The 19,164-nt window shown below is 56.2% G+C and carries 16 protein-coding genes; 11 read left to right on the top strand and 5 right to left on the bottom strand.

Going from position 1 to position 19,164, the window contains the following annotated elements; translation table 11 throughout:
• The first annotated feature begins 54 nt into the window (after positions 1-54).
• The 5 genes from ACWHYZ_RS21030 to ACWHYZ_RS21010 all read left to right on the top strand — a co-directional run bounded on the left by ACWHYZ_RS21030 (position 55) and on the right by ACWHYZ_RS21010 (position 4,186).
• Positions 55-783, top strand: coding sequence for a polysaccharide deacetylase family protein (locus ACWHYZ_RS21030; RefSeq protein ID WP_447984622.1), 729 nt, complete (start codon positions 55-57; stop codon positions 781-783).
• A gap of 37 nt (positions 784-820) precedes the next feature.
• Complete coding sequence (locus ACWHYZ_RS21025; protein ID WP_447984621.1) at positions 821-1,237, top strand: GNAT family N-acetyltransferase; 417 nt, start codon at positions 821-823, stop codon at positions 1,235-1,237.
• 121 nt (positions 1,238-1,358) lie between these two features.
• The gene (locus tag ACWHYZ_RS21020) at positions 1,359-1,757 is read left to right on the top strand and encodes a VOC family protein (protein WP_447984620.1); all 399 of its coding nucleotides are present in this window, start codon (positions 1,359-1,361) and stop codon (positions 1,755-1,757) included.
• 152 nt (positions 1,758-1,909) lie between these two features.
• Complete coding sequence (gene uvrC / locus ACWHYZ_RS21015) at positions 1,910-3,730, top strand: excinuclease ABC subunit UvrC (RefSeq protein WP_447984619.1); 1,821 nt, start codon at positions 1,910-1,912, stop codon at positions 3,728-3,730.
• A gap of 69 nt (positions 3,731-3,799) precedes the next feature.
• A complete protein-coding gene (locus ACWHYZ_RS21010; RefSeq protein WP_447984618.1) occupies positions 3,800-4,186 on the top strand; it encodes a response regulator in 387 nt (128 codons plus the stop codon).
• Here ACWHYZ_RS21010 and ACWHYZ_RS21005 read toward each other — a convergent pair.
• On the bottom strand, positions 4,181-5,446 hold the full coding sequence (locus tag ACWHYZ_RS21005) for an acyl-CoA dehydrogenase family protein (protein ID WP_447984617.1): 1,266 nt from the start codon (positions 5,444-5,446) through the stop codon (positions 4,181-4,183). The genes ACWHYZ_RS21010 and ACWHYZ_RS21005 overlap by 6 nt on opposite strands.
• A 204-nt stretch (positions 5,447-5,650) precedes the next feature.
• On the opposite strand from ACWHYZ_RS21005, the gene ACWHYZ_RS21000 reads away from it, so the two are divergent.
• From ACWHYZ_RS21000 to ACWHYZ_RS20985, 4 genes are all read left to right on the top strand, one after another.
• Positions 5,651-6,247, top strand: coding sequence for a LemA family protein (locus ACWHYZ_RS21000; protein ID WP_447984616.1), 597 nt, complete (start codon positions 5,651-5,653; stop codon positions 6,245-6,247).
• A 215-nt stretch (positions 6,248-6,462) separates the two neighbouring features.
• Positions 6,463-7,362 (top strand): TPM domain-containing protein, encoded by a 900-nt coding sequence (locus tag ACWHYZ_RS20995; RefSeq protein WP_447984615.1) that lies wholly within the window; start codon positions 6,463-6,465, stop codon positions 7,360-7,362.
• 169 nt (positions 7,363-7,531) lie between these two features.
• Entirely contained in the window at positions 7,532-8,173 is a 642-nt protein-coding gene (locus ACWHYZ_RS20990; protein WP_447984614.1) for a TPM domain-containing protein, read from the top strand.
• A gap of 275 nt (positions 8,174-8,448) precedes the next feature.
• The gene (locus ACWHYZ_RS20985; RefSeq protein WP_447984613.1) at positions 8,449-9,027 is read left to right on the top strand and encodes a TIGR00645 family protein; all 579 of its coding nucleotides are present in this window, start codon (positions 8,449-8,451) and stop codon (positions 9,025-9,027) included.
• A 56-nt stretch (positions 9,028-9,083) separates the two neighbouring features.
• Here the strand turns inward: ACWHYZ_RS20985 and ACWHYZ_RS20980 are convergent, their stop codons facing one another.
• The 4 genes from ACWHYZ_RS20980 to uvrA form a co-directional block, all read right to left on the bottom strand.
• Positions 9,084-11,552 (bottom strand): ATP-binding protein, encoded by a 2,469-nt coding sequence (locus ACWHYZ_RS20980; protein WP_447984612.1) that lies wholly within the window; start codon positions 11,550-11,552, stop codon positions 9,084-9,086.
• Positions 11,553-11,833: 281 nt separating this feature from the next.
• Positions 11,834-12,004: a DUF1328 domain-containing protein gene (locus ACWHYZ_RS20975; RefSeq protein WP_447984611.1), complete on the bottom strand. Its 171-nt coding sequence runs from the start codon at positions 12,002-12,004 to the stop codon at positions 11,834-11,836.
• An 84-nt stretch (positions 12,005-12,088) separates the two neighbouring features.
• Positions 12,089-12,322, bottom strand: a complete 234-nt coding sequence (locus ACWHYZ_RS20970; protein WP_447984610.1) for a CsbD family protein — start codon at positions 12,320-12,322, stop codon at positions 12,089-12,091.
• Between the two features lie 466 nt (positions 12,323-12,788).
• Complete coding sequence (gene uvrA, locus ACWHYZ_RS20965; RefSeq protein ID WP_447984609.1) at positions 12,789-15,296, bottom strand: excinuclease ABC subunit UvrA; 2,508 nt, start codon at positions 15,294-15,296, stop codon at positions 12,789-12,791.
• Positions 15,297-15,605: 309 nt separating this feature from the next.
• Between uvrA and ACWHYZ_RS20960 the strand changes: the two genes are divergently transcribed.
• Positions 15,606-17,441: a peroxidase family protein gene (locus tag ACWHYZ_RS20960; RefSeq protein ID WP_447984608.1), complete on the top strand. Its 1,836-nt coding sequence runs from the start codon at positions 15,606-15,608 to the stop codon at positions 17,439-17,441.
• Positions 17,442-17,531: 90 nt separating this feature from the next.
• Positions 17,532-19,139: a lipoxygenase family protein gene (locus ACWHYZ_RS20955; protein WP_447984607.1), complete on the top strand. Its 1,608-nt coding sequence runs from the start codon at positions 17,532-17,534 to the stop codon at positions 19,137-19,139.
• Positions 19,140-19,164: the final 25 nt, after the last annotated feature.

The raw sequence follows: 19,164 nt of genomic DNA, 5'->3' as shown, positions 1-19,164 counted from the left end.
AGCGGGCGGGTGGGATTGCCGTTTTGGGCGCTCACATTTAAGCAAGAAAAGAAGATGCGTGCGGTTCTAATCCTTCTAATGTTTCTAGCCATTGAGTCCGGGAGTGCGTCTGGCGAAGGACTGGCTGAAGTTATTCGGAAGGGACCCAGGAACTGCAAGACGGTGGCACTGACCTTCGACATGTGCCCCGTGCGGGAAGGGAGCGGATATGATGAGCCGCTGATCCGGATGCTGATTGAGAAGCAGATTCCCGCCACGTTTTTTGTGTCAGGGCGCTGGATGGCGAAACACGATGCTGAGGTCCGTGCATTGCTCGCCGTACCGTTGTTTGAAGTTGGGACGCATGGCCACGTGCACGCGCACCTGCCTGAGCTGGATGACGAACAGCAACGACATGAGATCATGCAACCCGCCACTCTTCTTCGACGCAAATACGGCCACAACGCGACCCTTTTTCGGCCGCCATACGGAGAGTACAATGAAGTCACCATTCGCCTGGCAGAGGTGTTAGGTCTCCGGTTTATTCTCTGGAATGTCGTATCCGGCGACCCCGATCCTCATCTGTCTGAAGCCGAGATTTTCAACACCGTGAAGTCGCGTGTCGGGAGCGGCAGTATCGTGGTGATGCACGCGAATGGCAAAGGCCGGCACACCCGGGAAGTTGTTGCCGATCTCTACGACGAGCTTATCGTTCGACAAGGGTATCATCCGGTCACGGTCTCCACATTATTGGATCAATGTTCCTTCTCGTCTTCCCATGACCGACGATCGTCCGACCATTAGAGCCTATCGAACGGATGACCGTGAGGAGGTCATTCGTATGCTGGCCGATTCCGATCCGTGGAAACGCCTCGGCTATACCGCAATGCATTGGGAACGGCTCTTTACGCCTCTTCCAGCAGGCCGGGAAGGCTATGTCTTGGAGCAGGAGAGTATGGTGGCCGGTCTCGCCCTGCTGCGCAGGCAATTTCTGTTCGGCGATTATCTGGAACTTCTGGCCATCGCGCCGTCGACGCAACGTAAAGGGTTGGGACGCGCCTTATTGAACCACATGGAAAGGATTGTCTTCGCAAGATCCACGAACCTCTTTGCCTGCGTGTCCGACTTCAACGCGGCGGCCCGCCAATTTTATGAACGCAACGGCTATGTGGAAGTAGGTCCATTACCGGACCTGCTGATGCCGGGAACCTCCGAAATTCTCCTTCGAAAGACAATCGGACCGGCTAGATCGACATGATAGAATAGCGATGAGCCATCAGCGGTCAGGCGATGCAAAGATCTCATACGGCTCGCTCCTCTAAGGCCCATAGCTGACCACTGGAGGCGGAGACCTGAAAGCTAGAAATCCGGAGCGTACGATGCAGGTGACCAAACTTCTTCACACGAGAATGCGCGTCAGCGATATCGATCAGACCATACGTTTCTACACCACCGTGCTTGGATTGGAAGTAATGGAGAGAAAAACCTCGCCGCGGGGATCTCACCTGGCCTTTTTGAAAGTACCGAATAGTGAAGAGCTCATCGAATTAGCCAGCTATCCGCCCAGTGGACCCGTCAAGGTGCAGGAAGATCTGGTCCATCTCGCGTTTCAGGTCGAGAATCTCGACGAGACCATGCGTGACCTGACCGCGAAAGGCGTCAAAATTACCGACGGTCCCACCCAATCATCGTCGGGCAATCGCTTTATTTTCATCGATGCGCCCGACGGGTATGAGATTGAGCTGATTGAGAAGCAGCCGGGCACCGCATTGGCCTAAGATGTTGGCGATCACCGATCGCCTCAGGGATGAAATAGGTGAATCGCTGGTTCCGCTTGCTCGACTTGATCTCCCCGCCGTAAAATCAATGGGTCTATTTTTCGCAGGCTGCGTGCTGATGCTGATCGCTGACAGCTTCGATTATTATCACTATGCCACTTTCATCCGAACTCCAATCCAAACTCGACCATTTGCCCGAACTGCCTGGCGTCTATCTGATGAAGAGTGCGCGGGGCGAAATCGTGTACATCGGAAAGGCACGTGTGCTTGCCGATCGGGTGCGATCGTATTTCCTGAAGGGAAGCGATCATACGCCTAAGACCAGTGTGTTGGTGGGGCAGGTGGCCGATATCGAAACGATTGTCACGAGATCGGAATTGGAAGCGTTGATTCTGGAAAGCAATCTGATCAAGCAACACCGGCCACGCTTTAATGTCGTCCTGCGGGACGATAAGCAGTACCCATACCTGCGCTTGCCGATTAAAGAGGATTTCCCTCGGCTGTCGATCGTCCGCAGGGTTCAGAAAGACGGCGCCCTCTACTATGGTCCCTATGTGCCGACCGGCGCCATGCGCGAGACCTTGAAGGTCATCCGTAAAGTGTTCCCGCTGGCGACCTGCGAGATTGAGATTAATGGGCAGGCTGAGCGTGCCTGTCTGGAGTTCGAAATCAAGCGATGCATGGCGCCTTGTATCGGCAATCAGACGAAAGAAGAGTATCACCTGATCGTCAAGCAGGTGCGAATGTTCTTGGAAGGACGGGATACGGAACTGCTGGACGGTTTGCGCGCCGAGATGGAAACGGCCGCGGAGCAGGAGAACTTCGAGGAGGCGGCGCGCTTGCGAGACCGGATTGTAAAGATCGATCGGACCTTGGAACGGCAGCGCGTGACGCAGACCAGCGCGATCGACCAGGATGTCATGGGGATCGCGCGGCAGGGAACGGCTGTGGACCTGCAGATGCTCTTCGTTCGAGGCGGCTTATTAATCGGTCGAAAGGATTTCTTCTGGCCCGAGGGGGCCGACACGCCGGACGAAGAACTCGTACGGTCGGCCATTGAACAGTTTTACAACAAAGATGGACTGCCGCCGAAAGAGTTGCTGATCCCTGTCTCTCTGGAGGACAAGCCGGTGATCGAAGATTGGCTGTCGCAGAAAAAAGGCGAATCGGTTCGTGTCGTGACGCCGGAGCGGGGTGCGAAACATCAACTTCTTCTCCTGGCCGAGGAAAATGCCGGCGCGGCTGTTGCCAATCACTTACGGGATCAAGAGATCGATCGACAAGCCGTAGAAGAACTCAAGCGGCTCCTCCGCTTGTCCCGTGTCCCGAGACGCATCGAATGCTTCGATATCTCCAACACGATGGGTGATCAATCCGTCGCCTCCATGGTCGTGTGGGAAGAGGGGCAAGCCAAGAAAGCGGACTATCGCAAATACCGTATCAAAACCGTCGAAGGCGCGAACGATTTTGCCAGCATGCAAGAGGTGGTGACCCGACGCTATCACGAGCCTCAGGAGCTTCCGCTTCCCGACCTGGTCATGATCGACGGGGGGCTCGGCCAATTGATGGCTGCGATGGAAGGATTGAGAACCATCGGCCGAACAGAGCTCGCGATGATCGGACTCGCGAAGGCGCGTGGCGAAAAAGAAGAGCGCATCTTTCTTCCTGGCCGAAAAAATCCGGTCCTGCTCAATCCTTCTTCTCCGGCAACCCATCTGCTCCAACGCATTCGCGATGAAGCGCACCGCTTTGCGATTACCTATCATCGCAAGCTGCGGGGGAAAGCGCTGGTCGCTTCGGAGTTGGACGGCATCATCGGCATCGGCACGATTCGAAGAAATCGGTTGCTGAAGACGTTCGGCGATCTGGAGAAGATTGCCGGCGCGACGGACGATCAACTGCGCCGGGCCGGCCTTGACGCCAAAACAGTGGGAGAAGTGCGCAAGGCCTTGAGCTCGGGGAGGCCTATTTGACCATCACTTACGTTGATGATATGTGTTGAGTAGATGGTCTGAGGAAACGAGGTTGAGAGCGACAAGGCTATGTCCAAGATCCTCGTCATCGACGACGACAAGCTTATTTGCATTCTTCTTCGACAGGTCCTGGGGCATCACGGTCATGAAGTACTTACTACGACGAGCGGCAAACACGGCGTCGACCTGTTCCGGAAGCATCGCCCAAAGGCCACGGTGTTGGATTTACGCCTGCCAGACTTGGACGGCATCGACGTGCTAAAGGAAGTCCGGGCAGTGGATCCGACGGCGTCGGTCATTATTCTCACAGGTGCCCCGAGCGATGACCTTCTTGCCAAGGCACGGGTCTTGGGAGTCACTGATGTGTTCTACAAGGGCAACTCGCTGCATCTGTTGAACCAAGCCATCGCTCGCCTGGGGACGGACGGACTGCCCGCACCTGCCTCATCGTCATGATGCCGGCGCATGACCACTCTCCCCGTATTTATTGAGCAACTGGCGGGCCCCAATCAGCATCAAGACTTCATTCGAGCCATCCTCGATGAGCGAGGCTCGCGCGTCGCGAAAGAGTTTCTCGATCACATATCCCCGGCTCAAGCCTTTGCCGCCGAACAATTGAAGCGCCGTATTCGCCACGTCCCAGCAGGCTTGCGTGCAATAGGTCTTCGCGGCAATGGCATATTCGACGGCTGGAGTCTCGGCCGCATCGTTATAAATCATGGCAGCCCTCGACAGCGCCCGGCATGTTTCCACCTTCGTAAACATGTCGAAGAGATGTTTCTGCACAAGCTGATGCTCGCAGAGCGGCTTTCCCCCTTGGATGCGCGTGCGCGTGTAGGCTAGGGCCTCTTCGTATGCCGCTCGCGCAACGCCCGTAAATACGGCGCCCATCGCTCCATTCGTCAGTACCAACGTTCGCTGGAGCACCGCTTCATAGAGTTCCGGGCCTATGAGCATGTAGCGAGTGGGAATGCGGACATTCTCGAACGTCATGCCGCCTTGGTTGAGCGCGCGCTGGCCGACCTTGTCAAGAGGGGCCGCTTTGGTGACGCCGGGCAGGTTTAAGGGAATGAAGGCGACTCCACCTCCGGCGAGCCCTTTGGTGGGATCCAGTGTGAGATATGTGACGGCGTGAGTGGCGATCGTGCCGTTTGAGATCCACTCAGCTTTTTGTCCATTGATCACATACGAATCGCCATCTCGCCGCGCTGTCACTTGTCCGGTAATTTTTTGATCATAGAATTCCGGCGTGCCGACCTGAAAGCGGTCTGATCCATGACTCGGCTCTGTCAACGCCCAGCAGCCGACGAACCGGGCCTCGTGATCCTCGACAAAGGGACGGACGAGTTCGTCGACCAGTGCCGCGTTTCCTGTAGCGGCCACTGAGGAGAACGGGAATCCCGCGACGGCAATGCTGGCGGCAAAGTCCGCGCTGCCCCAGCCAAGTTCTTCAAGTGCCAGGTGCAAATCCAATCCTTGCAGGCCTAAGCCACCGCAGGCACGCGGTACCAAAGCCGTATGGAAGCCTTGACTGTAAGCGGCTTTCATGGTGGTCCAAAGGAGAGAACCGGGTGCGATGACGTCCTGGGGATTCGGAATGCGGTCCAGTGCCATGGCGGCTGGACGCAGCACACCCCGTGCAAACTGATGAACGCTCTCTTTTAGGGCGTATTGTTGCGGGGTCAGGGTCAGGCACATGTCAGTGTAGGGTGTCATGGCGTTCCTTTCTTCACTATCAGCCCGCCGCTAGTGATCAGGTCATTCGTCATGAGCCAGTTGGCACGCAATTATACTGTCTCTTCTACGGAAGAAGCGGAAATTTGGATGCCTGGTTCAAGGTCCGCTTGACAGGGGTGAGGAGGAGGCCTATGAAAGATAGGTCAGGAAATTTCTCCTGCGATGGTTGGGGAGGAGGACGGCATGCGGTATCGAACTCGATGGTTGATGTCAATCTGCCTGATGCTTATCGTAGGAATCTCCGGGTGCGGATACAATGAAATTCAATCATTAGATGAAGAGACGAACGCGGCTTGGAGCGAGGTGCTCAATCAATACCAACGTCGTACAGACCTGATTCCGAACCTCGTTGAAACGGTGAAAGGTTACGCGGCGCACGAACGGGAAACCCTCGATTCCGTCACGCAGGCGAGGAGCCAAGTGGCTGGGATCAAAGCGACTCCAGAACTACTGAATGACCCAAACGCATTCAAAAAGTTTCAGGAGTCGCAGGCTCAGTTGTCCTCTGCCCTGAGCCGGTTGCTGGCGGTGGCCGAGGCCTATCCGGATTTAAAGGCCAATGAGAATTTTCGCGACTTACAGAGCCAACTGGAAGGCACCGAAAATCGCATTGTCGTCGCACGGAAGCGGTATATCGATAAGATTGCTGCGTACAATAAGCTGATACGCTTCTTCCCTACCAATCTCACAGCGAAATATGTGCTGCATATGGATGTGAAGCCAAATTTCACGGTGGCGGATGAGAAGGCGGTCAGCCAACCCCCCTCCGTCAAATTTTGAGGCTGCTGAAAATGGTCTGCAGCTCGGTTCTCCGTCGCGAGCCGTCGTCAATGCACACATGCAGCCTTGCTACAGACCCTTTTGAGCAGCCTCCTGTGTCAGGATGCTGAAAAAGGTTCCCAACTTTGTTCTCGGCTCAAAAAAACCTCAACGTAGCCCAGAGGCTACGCCGCCGGTTTTTTTTGCCTGCGGCCGCGATCGCGAAGGGGCGCGTCATGGCGCCCCTGGGGCGGGTGGGTGTGAGACAGACCTTTCTGAGCATCGTGTTTCTCCTCTGGTTTCCATTCCTCCCACCTGCCCTCGCCCTTGATGTGCCTGCGCTCACCGGGCGTATTGTCGATCTAGCCAATCTGCTCCCCTCCGATGTAGTGGTCTCTCTCTCAGCTGAGTTGGCGGAGCACGAACGGAAAACCGGCAATCAGATCGCTGTATTGACGCTTCCCTCATTGGAGGGTGAGCCATTGGAAGAGTTTTCTCATCGAGTCTCAACGACGTGGAAACTCGGACGTAAGGGCACGGACAATGGCGTCCTGCTGCTGGTTGTGCCAGGAGAAAGACGTATTCGCATCGAGGTTGGATATGGTCTGGAAGGCAGCTTGACGGATGCGAAGAGTTCGCAAATCATCAGGCGAGAAATCATTCCCCGTTTCAAATCGGGAGATTTTTCCGGTGGAATTGCCGCGGGGCTAAAAGCCATCATGGGCACTATCGAAGGGACCTATACTCTACCCGCAGAGAGCCGGGACAAGTCGGAGCAGAGTGGTCCATGGGAGAGCCTGGTCATCGCGATCGTGATCGGCGCATTGGTCGGCGGATCTCTGTTCGAGGGAAAACTCAAGGGAATGGGCAGTGTCGTCAGCGGCTTGCTGTCGTTCGTGATTGCGCTGCCGACGGGTTTGAAATTTGCGCTCCTGGCGGCCGTGCTTAGTGCGTTCGCCGCACTGATTATGGCCTCACTGTCCGGGGTGGGACCATCGGGTCGCAGGCGGGACGGCGGATGGGGCTACCCGGGGTGGGGCGGCGGTCTTGGCAGTGGTGGCGAATGGTCTTCGTCTGATTCTTTTTCAGGCGGCGGTGGAGATTTTGGCGGTGGGGGGGCATCTGGACGATGGTGAGGGAGGTTGGGGTTGACTGGACTGACTTCGTGCTCGCAGAGCGCGCACAATCGGAATGTGCTCACTCGACGCGCGCAATTGAAGTCAATCCAGTCAACCCCAACGGGATAGAGAAAAAGAAATAGAGACATAGCAAGTTCGACCACACTGTATTTGAAGCAGAAACAGTATGTTTTCTCAAAGCGATCTCAATACGATTCGTGTGGCGGTAGAAGAGGCCGAGAAGCGCACGCGCGGCGAAATTGTACCCATGGTGGTGCCGGCCTCCGCTCGTTATCGGGATGCGTCCCATTTGGCCGGCCTCATTGTGGCGCTGCTGGTGCTTGCGTTGCTGGTGACGTTCGGCTACGGCTGGGGCCAGTGGACATGGAGTAAACAACATCCGGGGTGGATTTTACTGGGAACGCTCACCGGGTACGGCTTTGGTAATCTTATGGGCCGGTTTCCGACCATGATTCGCCTACTCACTCCTCAGGAACGGATGGCGATGAAAGTGCAGCTCAGGGCGGAGCGAGCCTTTTACGAACAGGGATTGCATAAGACCCGTGAAGGCACGGGGATCCTCATCCTGTTGTCGCTGTTGGAGCGGCGAGCGCAGATTTTGGCCGATCAGGCTATCAATGCGCACGTGCCTCGAGGGACCTGGGAGTCCCTCGTGCAGGACCTCGCGCACGGCATTCAAGCCGGTCGCCACACCGAAGCCTTCTGTCATGTGGTGGCGCGATGCGGCGATTTGTTGGCCGTGCATTTTCCTGCGCACGAAGGAGACAATCCCAATGAACTGCCGGACGAGCTTATTCGCGGCACATAAAACCACACTGGCCCATCAAACCGGTTGACATCACACTGTCGTTCGTTACAGTAATGCTTTCAGCAAGTGATCGAACAACAATCCAGGAATTCGGTTCGACTCTTATCACGTGATGATAAGGTCGCTGGGAAATAGTCGAAGAATGCTCAAAAAGCCCGCCCGGCAAGGCCGCACTAAGTGAAGAGGTGAGGCGTACCCTTGTGGTACGTTAAGTCTCTGAACGATGCGAGAACGAAGCTGGAGGGGCTTTTTCAACATTCTGCCAAGGAGGACTCATGTCGAGTGTGACAGAACCTACTTCTACCACCATCGGAACGGTTACGTCGAACGCCAATGGCGTGAGCCGAGTCGAGCATATTTTCGAAATGATTGTCTTTGCGAGCCGGTGGATTCAGGCCCCGCTGTATGCAGGGTTAATTGTCGCGGAATGTCTCTATGCCTACAAGTTCTTAACCGAGCTATGGGAGATGGTGCATGAGCTTCGGCATAGCAGCGAGACGATCTTCATGCTCGGTATCTTGTCCCTCATCGACATCACGATGGTGGCCAATCTGCTTACGATGGTCGTCATCGGTGGCTACGCCACATTCGTCAGCAAGCTGGACCTGGAAGGTCATCGCGATAAGCCGGATTGGCTGAGCCATGTAGACCCAGGGACGATCAAGGTCAAGCTGGCGGCGTCCCTCATCGGTATCTCAAGCATTCATTTACTGAAAGCTTTCGTCAATGTGGCCAACGTCTCCCCCGAACACATCAAGTGGCAAATCTTTATACATATGACCTTCCTTGCGTCAGCCATTCTCCTGGCCTGGACGGACAAGCTGATGCAAAAAGACCGGACGTCCAAACACTAGAAGTGCGTGCAGGAATAGTATCGATGAGAGCGCGGTATGTGGCCATGAGACGGACGCTATTGCCACGCGGGGGTCAGCTTTCCGCTTTGATCTTTCCAGTGAGGCGCCCAGGCCAGCGTGACGAGCTTCACCGTGACGTTTGACTTATTGGGCTTGATGGTGATGGTGTCGAATCTTTCTGTCAGAGGATCCCTCTTTGCAGCGAAAGCCTCGGCTTCCGTCCTGAACTCACCTTCAAGTTCCTCAAGCTGTGCTTTCAACGCGTCGATCGTTTCTCCGGCTCTGACGGCATCTTGCGACTCTTTAATCGAACGTCCGACCCCTCGCGCTGCAGTCGTCGCCTTCCCGATGGTGCTTGCGCTGATTGTTTTTCGGCCGAGAAACGCTCCCAGCAATGTGGCTCCCACAGAGATGGCCGTTTGGACGTAGGCTGCTTTAGCTTGTTCCGCTTCGCGTTCTTTCACCTGCTCAGCCCGGCGAATGCGTTCTTGCAGCGCCGCAATCTTCGATGCATAGGTCTTGCGCAATCGGTCCGTGTCCTGGTCTCGTTGCTCCCGCCCTCCTTGCTGGAGTCGAACTCGGAAGTCGCGCTCTGATTCCCCGGGCCGGGCAATCTGGTTCAAACTTGGACTTTTGAAAATATTCAGTTTCTGACTGCGATAGAGCCAGTTCGAAAAATCCTTGCGCCACGTCTCGTAGTTCTTTGCCGTGTTCGCCGGCGGGAACAGTTCGCCGAACTGCGCTGAAGGTTGGGGCATCGCCTCCAAATCCGCCAAGGGGACATCTATGACGGTCATATCGTCCCAGTTCACCGCAATCGCTCCGTTCGTGATGGCCGTCAACGCCATCACATCCTGCGTCGCATCAACACCGGCTTTCGCGTCGGTAAACCGGACCTGTCCCGCACCGAGCAGCATGGGCTGATAGAGCAGCGTACTGCCGGCCGGTTGGGTGCTTCGTACGGGAATAAAGTGTTGCGGGATCTCGGGCGGCAGAGCCGGACGGGCATTCAGTCCTGTGGCACGCACGCTTGGGCGTGAAGGAGTCTGATCAGTACCCGAAAGAGTCGCCTCAGCTCCCGGCACTCGGACATCAGTCTTCGCCTCCGTGCCTTTGCGAGAGGCCATCAGCGTCTTGATTTGTGCGCGTGTCAAAGGGCCGCGCAAATACGAAAGGCACCATCGCGTCTCAAAGACCACCGGTTGATCTTCGTGAACATTGTTCATAAGAAAAATTCGCGTGCCCAGGCCCGCGAGGGTTTGCTCCATACGCTGGCGATCAAATCTGTGCCCCGCGCCGGCCGATGCTCCTTCCAGTCCTTCCAGCACCCGTGCTTTATCGCGCTCAGTTTGTAATCGGCCGATGAACCATGTCCCCGTATTAGCGAGGCCCTTATAATCGAGATCCACGGGGTTCTGCGTAGCCAGGACTACTCCCACGCCGAACGCTCTCGCTTGTTTCAACAGAGTCAACAGCGGCAGTTTCGAGGGCGGATTCGAAACGGGCGGAAAGTAGCCGAAGATTTCATCCATGTAAAGTAGCGCGCGCAGACTCGTCGTGCCGGACTGACTTCTCATCCACCCGACCATTTGGGTGAGCAAGAGGGTGACAAAAAACATTCGCTCGGCATCGGTCAGATGGGCAATCGAGAAGATCGACAGGCGGGGCTTCCCGCTGGATGTGTGCAGAATATGATCGATATCGAGCGCCTCACCCTCCAACCACGTGGCAAAGCCTGGTGCGGCCAGCAGGTTGTTCAGCTTCATGGCAAATGCAAAGCGCTCTTTTGACGGGAAAAATGCATCAAGACCCAGGACGCCCACCTTTGAGACCGGCGGGTTTTGAATCTGTTGAATGAGCAAAGCCAAATCCAAATCGCGCGACTGCTTCCAAGCCGTGGTCAAAATTGTGGAGAGAAGGATGTGCTCTCGGCTGTTGATGGGATCCGCCTCCACACCGAGGAGGCCGAGCAAGCTGGTAGCCGTGGTGCGCACGCGTTCCTGCAGGAGTTCGGCATCCTCGATGATATCCTGTGATGGTGCGCCGAACGACTTCAGGATCGAGACGGGAAGCCCCGCATGGCTGCCGGGCGTGTAGATCGCGAAGTCGGCAGCGTCCTTCAGTCGCTGAATACGCTCGCCATCCTGTCCCCATGACGCGAGGCCTTTCTTCCACATCTCGGCTTGTTGAACTGCATAGTCGGACGTCGCAACGCCTTTCTTTCGCGCGTCATCTTCATTCACCCACGGTAAAAAGTCTTGCGCTTGTAAGTCCGGGAAGGTGAGCAGCAGATTGCTGAGGTCGCCCTTGGGGTCAATGATAATCGCCGGAATGCCGTCGATGGCGGCCTCTTCCAGCATCGCGAGGCACAGGCCCGTCTTGCCGCTGCCCGTCATGCCGACGCACACGGCATGCGTGACGAGGTCTTTCGAATCGTAGAGCAGCCATCCGGCCTTCGGTTTTTTCTTCGCGAGGTCGTACGGCCGGCCGAGATAGAATACTCCCAGTTTCTCGAAGTCTTGCATGCGGTCTCCACAGTGAGCGTTTGAGTGCCGGCCGCGGGAATGAAGGGCATTTTAGTGAGATGGAAGGGCGACTTCAAGCAAACCGCGGTGGTACAACCAGTCGTCGGCGCTACGCTATAGGAACACCGCGTTTCTGTAGGAGGGTATCTTCATCGAGGAAGACCCGTCCGCCGCTTATCACGGCGAACGAGTCGGAGAGAGCTAACAACATAAGCATCAACCGATCTTGTCTGTGGGCTAGCATGCACCACTTCTCAACCACCTGTGTGTGCCGACGAGGTTCAACTCACCGGAGGAGTGCGTCGCCCACTGACGAAATGGATGATGAACAGCACGATCGCGATGACGAACAAAATCCAAGAGATTTGCGTGGCGACGCCGGCAACCCCGGACAAGCCCAAGGCAGCGGCAATCAGGCCAACGACGAGAAATACCAGTGCGTAGTGCAGCATCTTTGTCTCCTTTCATCGAGCGAAGCGATCCATGCGTGCTTCCGAAGCCATTCATGGCATGTGAAGAAGCTTCACGTCGGGCTTTTATGAAGCCTTTCTGGCATCAGGGTTGTCCTTAGACTTCAAGGATGACATCCATTGTTCAGCCCAGCGGCTGACTTCGTCTTTTTTCTCCCCATAGCGTTCTTGAACCTTGCCCACGAACGTATCGTAATCGCCTTCAATCTGCAGGAGGTCGTCGTCTGTAAATTTGCCCCACTGCTTCTTGAGTTCCCCTTTGAACTGATTCCATTGACCTTTGAAGTGCTCGGCATTCATAGCTCCTCCCTTCCATGGCCTTGACACAGGGACTTATGAGCCTCACCCTCACACTATTCATCTCAACCACTTATGCGGCCGTCAATGTCTCTTGCAATCCGGATGTTCGCACTGACACTGGCCGGTGGGAGGGTCTGCATTGCGGCATTTGTCGCTGCAAAATTCCTTGCCTGGCGGTGCCTCGCACGAACAGTTGGGATGTGCGCATTTTTTCCCCATGCTGGCCTCCATTCATTCTTGGACTTGCCTCTGCTTGGTAGAGGCTTCACACCGAAATAGCGGCGACTGATGAATGGGTGCACCCAAAAAACCCTAACGTATCGCCCTCTAGTCATCACCATGCCAGAGGCCCCGGCATTGCTGCCATCGGGTAACTATGCAGTCAGCTGTAGGCATTGGGGACTTCGCGCCAGAGTATGATCTGAACGGTGGCCTGTAAGGATAAAAGGGAGGAGGAAGAGGGGAATCAGCGGCCGGCTTCCTTCAAAACCAGGCCAGTATAGGAACGAGAGTTTCGGGCCACCTCGTCGGGGGTGCCTTCCACGACGATGTGGCCGCCACGGTCGCCGCCTTCCGGGCCCAGGTCGATGATCCAATCGGCGTTTCTGATTACATCGAGGTTGTGTTCGATGACCAACACGGTATTGCCGCCTTCGACGAGGCGATTGAGGACGTCCAATAACCGTTGAATGTCGGCAAAATGCAGACCGGTCGTTGGTTCGTCGAGGATGTACAGGGTGCGGCCAGTCGGGCGCTTTGATAGTTCGCGCGAGAGCTTGACGCGTTGGGCCTCGCCACCGGACAGCGTCGTGGCGGATTGGCCAAGCTTGACATAATGCAGCCCGACATCATGTAGGGTGTCGAGCTTTCGTTTGATAAACGGGATGTGCTCGAAGAATTGCACGGCTTCATCGACCGTCATGTTCAGGATGTCCGCAATATTGCGGTCCTTATAACGAATCTCCAACGTTTCGCGGTTGTAGCGCTGGCCTTTGCAGACTTCGCATGTCACATAAATATCCGGGAGAAAATGCATCTCGATCTTAATCAGCCCATCGCCCTCACAGGCTTCGCAACGGCCGCCTTTGACGTTAAAGCTATAACGGCCGGCCTTGTAACCCCTGACGCGCGACTCCGGTAGATTGGTGAAGAGATCCCGGATGAACGTAAAGAGGCCGGTGTACGTTGCGGGATTCGATCGGGGGGTTCGACCTATAGGTGACTGGTCGATGTCGATCACTTTATCGAGGGCGTCTACGCCCGTGAGCGTCTTGCAGCCGTCGATTTTCGGTTTCTTTTGGTAGAGCAGCTGGGACAGGGAATGAAAGAGGACCTCCAAGACTAGCGTGCTTTTGCCGGAGCCCGACACGCCTGTGACGCAGGTCAGCAAGCCGAGGGGGATCTTCGCAGTGATATTTTTCAGATTATGTTTCCGCGCCCCGACGATCGAGACATACCCTTTCGGTTTCCGGTGACGCGTAGGCAGTGCCACTGAGACATCGCCCCGGAGATACTTCCCGGTAAGCGAGGCCGGATCGGCCATCACTTCTGCGGGGGTGCCCTGCGCGATAATGCGGCCGCCGTGCACGCCGGCGCCCGGGCCCATATCGATGATGTGATCCGCCGCCGCCATGGTTTCCGCATCGTGTTCCACGACCACGACGGTATTGCCGAGATCTCGCAGTCGAATCAAGGTCTGCAGGAGCCGACGGTTATCGCGTTGATGCAGCCCGATCGACGGCTCATCCAAAATGTACAGGACGCCGACCAGTCCGGAACCAATTTGCGTGGCCAGGCGGATGCGCTGGCCTTCTCCGCCGGACAAGGTGGCGGCGGGTCGATCCAGCGTCAAGTAATCCAAACCGACATTCACCAGAAACCCGAGTCGTTCCCGGATTTCCTTCAGAATGCGTTGCGCGATGAAGTTTTCACGATCCGTCAGCTTGAGGGAATCAAAGAAGTCGGCCGACGCCCGGACGGACAGTCGAGTCACCTCAGCGATCGATTGCTGGTTGATCTTGATCGACAAACTCTCCGGTTTCAGCCGCGCGCCCTGGCAGACAGAGCAGAGGTCCAGCAGCGTAAAATCTTCGTCTTCGGGGCACCCGGGACTGACGGCATAGCCGATGCCGTCGCACGCGGGACAGGCCCCGTGCGGACTGTTGAAGGAGAAGATCCGAGGCGTGATCTCCGGATAACTCACCCCGCATCGAATACAAGCCAGTTGCTCACTGTATAGCCGAACCGGTTCGCCCTCCGTCAGCACCCCGACGAGTCCTTGCGTCAGTTTGAGCGCGGTTTCCACCGAATCGGCGAGCCGGCGGCTGAGCGCCTCGCCCGTCTTCATCACAAGACGATCGACGATGATCTCGATGGTATGTTTCTTTTGCTTATCGAGCGAGACGTCTTCTCCCAGATCGACGATCTGCCCGTCGATCCGGGCCCGCACATATCCGGCCCGCCGCATGTCGAGCAGTTCTTTTCGATACTCGCCCTTCCGGCCCCGCACGATCGGCGCGACGATTTGGAATTTTGTTCCTTCCGGGAGGGTCAGAATTGCATCGACCATCTGTTGGACGGTCTGGGCGGCAATCTCATCGCCGCAGTTGAAGCAGAACGGGTGGCCGACGCGGGCAAACAGCAATCGAAGGTAGTCGTAGATTTCAGTGACAGTTCCGACCGTCGACCGGGGATTGTGACTCGTGCTCTTTTGCTCGATTGAAATCGCCGGGGAAAGTCCTTCGATGGAATCGACGTCCGGCTTACCCATCTGTTCGAGGAACTGCCGAGCATAGGCTGACAGCGATTCGACATAGCGGCGCTGTCCTTCGGCGTAGATGGTATCGAAGGCGAGCGAGGATTTGCCGGAGCCACTTAGCCCGGTGATGACGACCAGCTTGTCGCGCGGTATCTGCAGGTCAAGATTCTTGAGATTATGCTCCCGGGCACCCCGGATGATGATGGAGTGACTCATAAGGTCGCAAATTATAACAGTGAGGGAAGGGTTGGCGCCATGCTCGTCAAAATTCTGCTTTCCAAAGGGCGATGACCTTGCATCGGCATAGAGGGCAATCATGGCGACATGACTTGACACCCATGAAATCCCGTACAACAATGCCCTACAGCCGGTTGCGTAATGTGATCATCACTGTCGGATCCTTAGTTCCATGGCTCCTTCACCAAGCAACCGCTGCGGTTGATCAAGGCTTCGGGATCGATACCATTCCTTGAACGTTGGCGTCTTCAACCTAGGAACGGTTCATCATCTTCGGTAGGGACTCCTATGCCTGGTTCTCATTCGGCCTTGGCAGTCTTGGCGACGGTCTTTCGATTTATCAATAGAGTGATTCCATGGTCCCGACTGCCGTTCCGGCGCCTCTTGGGGCCGCTGAACCTCGGCGTCGTGAATCTCCCGGCGCTCCGCTATGATCTTCGCATGCATAACCTGCATGATACGTCCCAGTTGCCCACCAGACCCATGCCGGGAGCTTGCCCGTTCCATCCGAAAGACCTGACGGCCAGGCGTGTGGATGGAACCCACAATGACCTGAGTGTCCCCACGATGGGGGGTGCCGGAACACGATTCGGCCGAAATGTCGGCTTGGATCATGCGTGGCCGGACCAGACACCGGATCTGTTTACTCCAAGTCCACGCGAAGTGAGCCGTCAGCTCATGACCCGTGCCCGGTTCATTCCGGCCGAGTCGCTAAATCTGTTGGCGGCCGCATGGATCCAGTTTGAAGTGCACGATTGGTTTAATCATCCGACGGATCCACATGAGACGTGGGAGATTCGACTAGAGCCGGGCGACGACTGGCACGAGAATCCGATGAAAATTCATCGCGCGCAACAAGACCCCACGCGCGCCGAGGCGTCGGCCGACTACCCCCCGACGTTCTTGAATGACGAAACCCATTGGTGGGACGCGTCTCAGCTCTACGGCAGTACAGAGAAGATCCACTATTTGGTTCGATCCTTCGAACACGGGCGGTTACGAATCGAAGCCGATGGGCTTCTTCCTGTGGATCCCGATCCGGCCCTCCACGGCATCGATTTGGCGGGTTTCAATAATAACTGGTGGGCAGGGCTCAGCGTGCTGCACACGCTGTTCGTGCGTGAGCACAATGCGATCTGCCGCCGGCTGCAGGAGGCCTATCCGACGTGGGACGACGAGCGACTGTTTCAGGTCGCCCGGCTCGTGAATGCCGCACTCATTGCGAAGATCCATACGACCGAATGGACTCCGGCGATTCTCGGGCATCCCGCATTACAAATAGGGATGAATGCGAATTGGTGGGGGGCCTTTGGAGAGCGGATCTACAAGGTCTGTGGCCGGATCAGCGACAGTGAAGAGTTGAGCGGCATCCCGGGGTCCCCTGTCGATCACCACGGCGCGCCCTACGCCATGACGGAAGAATTTACGTCTGTCTATCGTCTGCACCCGCTGCTTCCCGACGACTATCGATTTCAGTCCTTAGCGGATTCCCAGTTCAGTCGATACAAAACCTTTATCGAGATTCAAGGCAACGAAACCCGGCAGGCGATCCGCGAGATCGGCATGGACAATGTCCTATACTCATTCGGTCTCGCCAATCCCGGCGCCATCGCCTTAGGAAATTATCCACGCTTTCTTCAGACATTCCGAGCCATCAATGGCGAAATCCTTGATGTGGCGACCATCGACATCATGCGGGATCGGGAGCGCGGCGTGCCTCGCTATAACGAGTTTCGGCGCATGCTGCGGATGCCGCGCGTCAAGACGTTCAAAGAGTTAAATCCGGAATGGGCTAAGCCCCTGTCGGATCTTTACAAAGGCCAAATCGATCGGGTGGATCTGATGGTCGGCCTCTTTGCCGAATGCCCGCCGGAAGGATTTGGATTCAGCGATACGGCATTTCGAATCTTCATCTTAATGGCCTCACGGCGATTGAAGAGCGATCGGTTTTTTACCACGGATTATCGGCGCGACGTCTATACCGACCTGGGACTCCAATGGATCAATGAGAACGGCATGGCAAGCGTCCTGCTGCGGCACTATCCGTCGCTGGCCCCGGCGCTCACCGGCATCGCCAATCCATTCGCTCCATGGAGGAATGTTCACGAGCTTCATGATGTATAGAGCCCACGCGGTGTCGCTGCTACACCACGGTGCCATCACATCTATCTTCTCCGCCCGGCATTATGGGCATGTTGTTAAAGGACGATGATCATGGGATTTATGGCACGTCGTGTGTGGGCCGTTCGCAGACGAGTGTGGAATATCGTCGCCCGCCTCAAGTTTACGGTAAACACGCCCGTCACGGTGGCCGGCCTTCTTGAAACGTGCCGCCGAAAGGACCGGCAGACCATCACCGCCATTCCCTTAAACAGCGTCGTCTCGCACATTCGAATTTATAATATCCGACTGGCCAATCATGTCCCGCGTGATGAGAAGTGCGTCCATATTATGGACGGCATACGATATCTGTTCAAGTCGGCGTTCTTTAAGTTTCAGGTGGCGTTCTATGGGTTCTTTCCCCCCATGCAGCAAGGACTGCCGTCCATTGACACATCAGGTTACGCAGCCTTACGGGAGGGCTATACGCCCAGGCATCAGCGTGCCGCGACGAGGGCCGCTCTACGCGCGGATCATCGAAAGAGCCTCCATCCACCCATGGTCCCCCTAGAGTTCCAGGGCAGCGTGGATTTGGGCAGGCTTGCCGTCCGTGGCCCTTATGCCGGATATCTTCAGAGGACCGGCGATGGACGTTATGAATGGAATCTGCACACACTCGCCCAATATGAACATCGCGAGCAACTCTATCATCTGGGCGTACGAGTCTATTTTCAGCACGACGCCTCCAGGCCGGGGCTCAAGGCGTCGCGGATCGACAGTGAGCTGGGAACGTCTAGGCCGGGGGATGCCACATGGGGCCTCTCCAAAAAGATCGCCCTTTGCGCCATCGGAACCCATACCACCCTCGTGCGGCACTGGAATTGGACTCATTTGACCGGGGGAGAGTTGGTGGCCATTGCGACCCGGAATGCGTTGCCGGAACACCATCCGCTCTGTCGCTTACTCTGGCCGCATGTGTTCGGCACGCATCAAAGCAACCGATTCGGAAGCATGGCGCATCTCGGACCGGGCGGAGATTACGCGACGATTTTCAGTTTCACGGACCAGGGAATGTCCCGGTTGTTTGATGACTCGTATAAGACCTATTGCTTCTCGGTGAACGATCCCCGCGCGGATGCGAAGAAACGGGGCCTGGTGGGTTCAGGCCTGGATCTGCCGACACAGCAGAATCTTGAGGCCTTGTTTGACGTGTTGCATGTTCATGCACGGCAGTACATGGCCCTCTACTACGCCACTGATGGGGAAGTTCAACACAACGTGGCCATCTGTCGGTGGATCGAAGAACTCAATCGGCTGATTCCGAACGGCGTCTCACTACCAATGCAGGACCTGACGCGTGACAACGTGGCGCATTTGGTCGCATGCATTCTCTATCTCGTCACGGTCTACCACGAGATGGTCGGCGCATTCTTATGGAACTATCAATTATGGCCCCATGCGAACCCCGCGCGTGTCTCCAAAGATGGGCGGCGTGAACCGCTCGATGTCTATCAACGCCTCGTCAACATGAATTACCTTCTGCAAGTGATCCGCACTCCTCTGGTCAACGACTTTTCGCCCTTGGCGTTGGATGACAAAGGTAAGCAGGCCTTTCGTGACTTCAAGAAAAATCTGCAGGAGCTTCAGCGTCAGATGACCCGTGAACCGTGGGCGGCATGGAAAATATATCCGGAAGACCTTGAAGCCAACATTAATGCATAAACACGTGTCCAGAGAATCTGACGCA

Source organism: Nitrospira sp. Nam74 (assembly GCF_965152615.1).
Note: the sequence above shows the minus strand (reverse complement) of the source record. Positions and strands in the feature narration are given on the sequence as shown.

What these genes read in the sequence shown, in the direction of transcription:
- ACWHYZ_RS21030 (WP_447984622.1), top strand. Translation starts at nt 55, where the DNA reads ATGCGTGCGGTTCTAATCCTTCTAATGTTTCTAGCCATTGAGTCCGGG.
- ACWHYZ_RS21025 (WP_447984621.1), top strand. Translation starts at nt 821, where the DNA reads ATGCTGGCCGATTCCGATCCGTGGAAACGCCTCGGCTATACCGCAATG.
- ACWHYZ_RS21020 (WP_447984620.1), top strand. Translation starts at nt 1,359, where the DNA reads ATGCAGGTGACCAAACTTCTTCACACGAGAATGCGCGTCAGCGATATC.
- uvrC (WP_447984619.1), top strand. Translation starts at nt 1,910, where the DNA reads ATGCCACTTTCATCCGAACTCCAATCCAAACTCGACCATTTGCCCGAA.
- ACWHYZ_RS21010 (WP_447984618.1), top strand. Translation starts at nt 3,800, where the DNA reads ATGTCCAAGATCCTCGTCATCGACGACGACAAGCTTATTTGCATTCTT.
- ACWHYZ_RS21005 (WP_447984617.1), bottom strand. Translation starts at nt 5,446, where the DNA reads ATGACACCCTACACTGACATGTGCCTGACCCTGACCCCGCAACAATAC.
- ACWHYZ_RS21000 (WP_447984616.1), top strand. Translation starts at nt 5,651, where the DNA reads ATGCGGTATCGAACTCGATGGTTGATGTCAATCTGCCTGATGCTTATC.
- ACWHYZ_RS20995 (WP_447984615.1), top strand. Translation starts at nt 6,463, where the DNA reads ATGGCGCCCCTGGGGCGGGTGGGTGTGAGACAGACCTTTCTGAGCATC.
- ACWHYZ_RS20990 (WP_447984614.1), top strand. Translation starts at nt 7,532, where the DNA reads ATGTTTTCTCAAAGCGATCTCAATACGATTCGTGTGGCGGTAGAAGAG.
- ACWHYZ_RS20985 (WP_447984613.1), top strand. Translation starts at nt 8,449, where the DNA reads ATGTCGAGTGTGACAGAACCTACTTCTACCACCATCGGAACGGTTACG.
- ACWHYZ_RS20980 (WP_447984612.1), bottom strand. Translation starts at nt 11,552, where the DNA reads ATGCAAGACTTCGAGAAACTGGGAGTATTCTATCTCGGCCGGCCGTAC.
- ACWHYZ_RS20975 (WP_447984611.1), bottom strand. Translation starts at nt 12,004, where the DNA reads ATGCTGCACTACGCACTGGTATTTCTCGTCGTTGGCCTGATTGCCGCT.
- ACWHYZ_RS20970 (WP_447984610.1), bottom strand. Translation starts at nt 12,322, where the DNA reads ATGAATGCCGAGCACTTCAAAGGTCAATGGAATCAGTTCAAAGGGGAA.
- uvrA (WP_447984609.1), bottom strand. Translation starts at nt 15,296, where the DNA reads ATGAGTCACTCCATCATCATCCGGGGTGCCCGGGAGCATAATCTCAAG.
- ACWHYZ_RS20960 (WP_447984608.1), top strand. Translation starts at nt 15,606, where the DNA reads ATGCCTGGTTCTCATTCGGCCTTGGCAGTCTTGGCGACGGTCTTTCGA.
- ACWHYZ_RS20955 (WP_447984607.1), top strand. Translation starts at nt 17,532, where the DNA reads ATGGGATTTATGGCACGTCGTGTGTGGGCCGTTCGCAGACGAGTGTGG.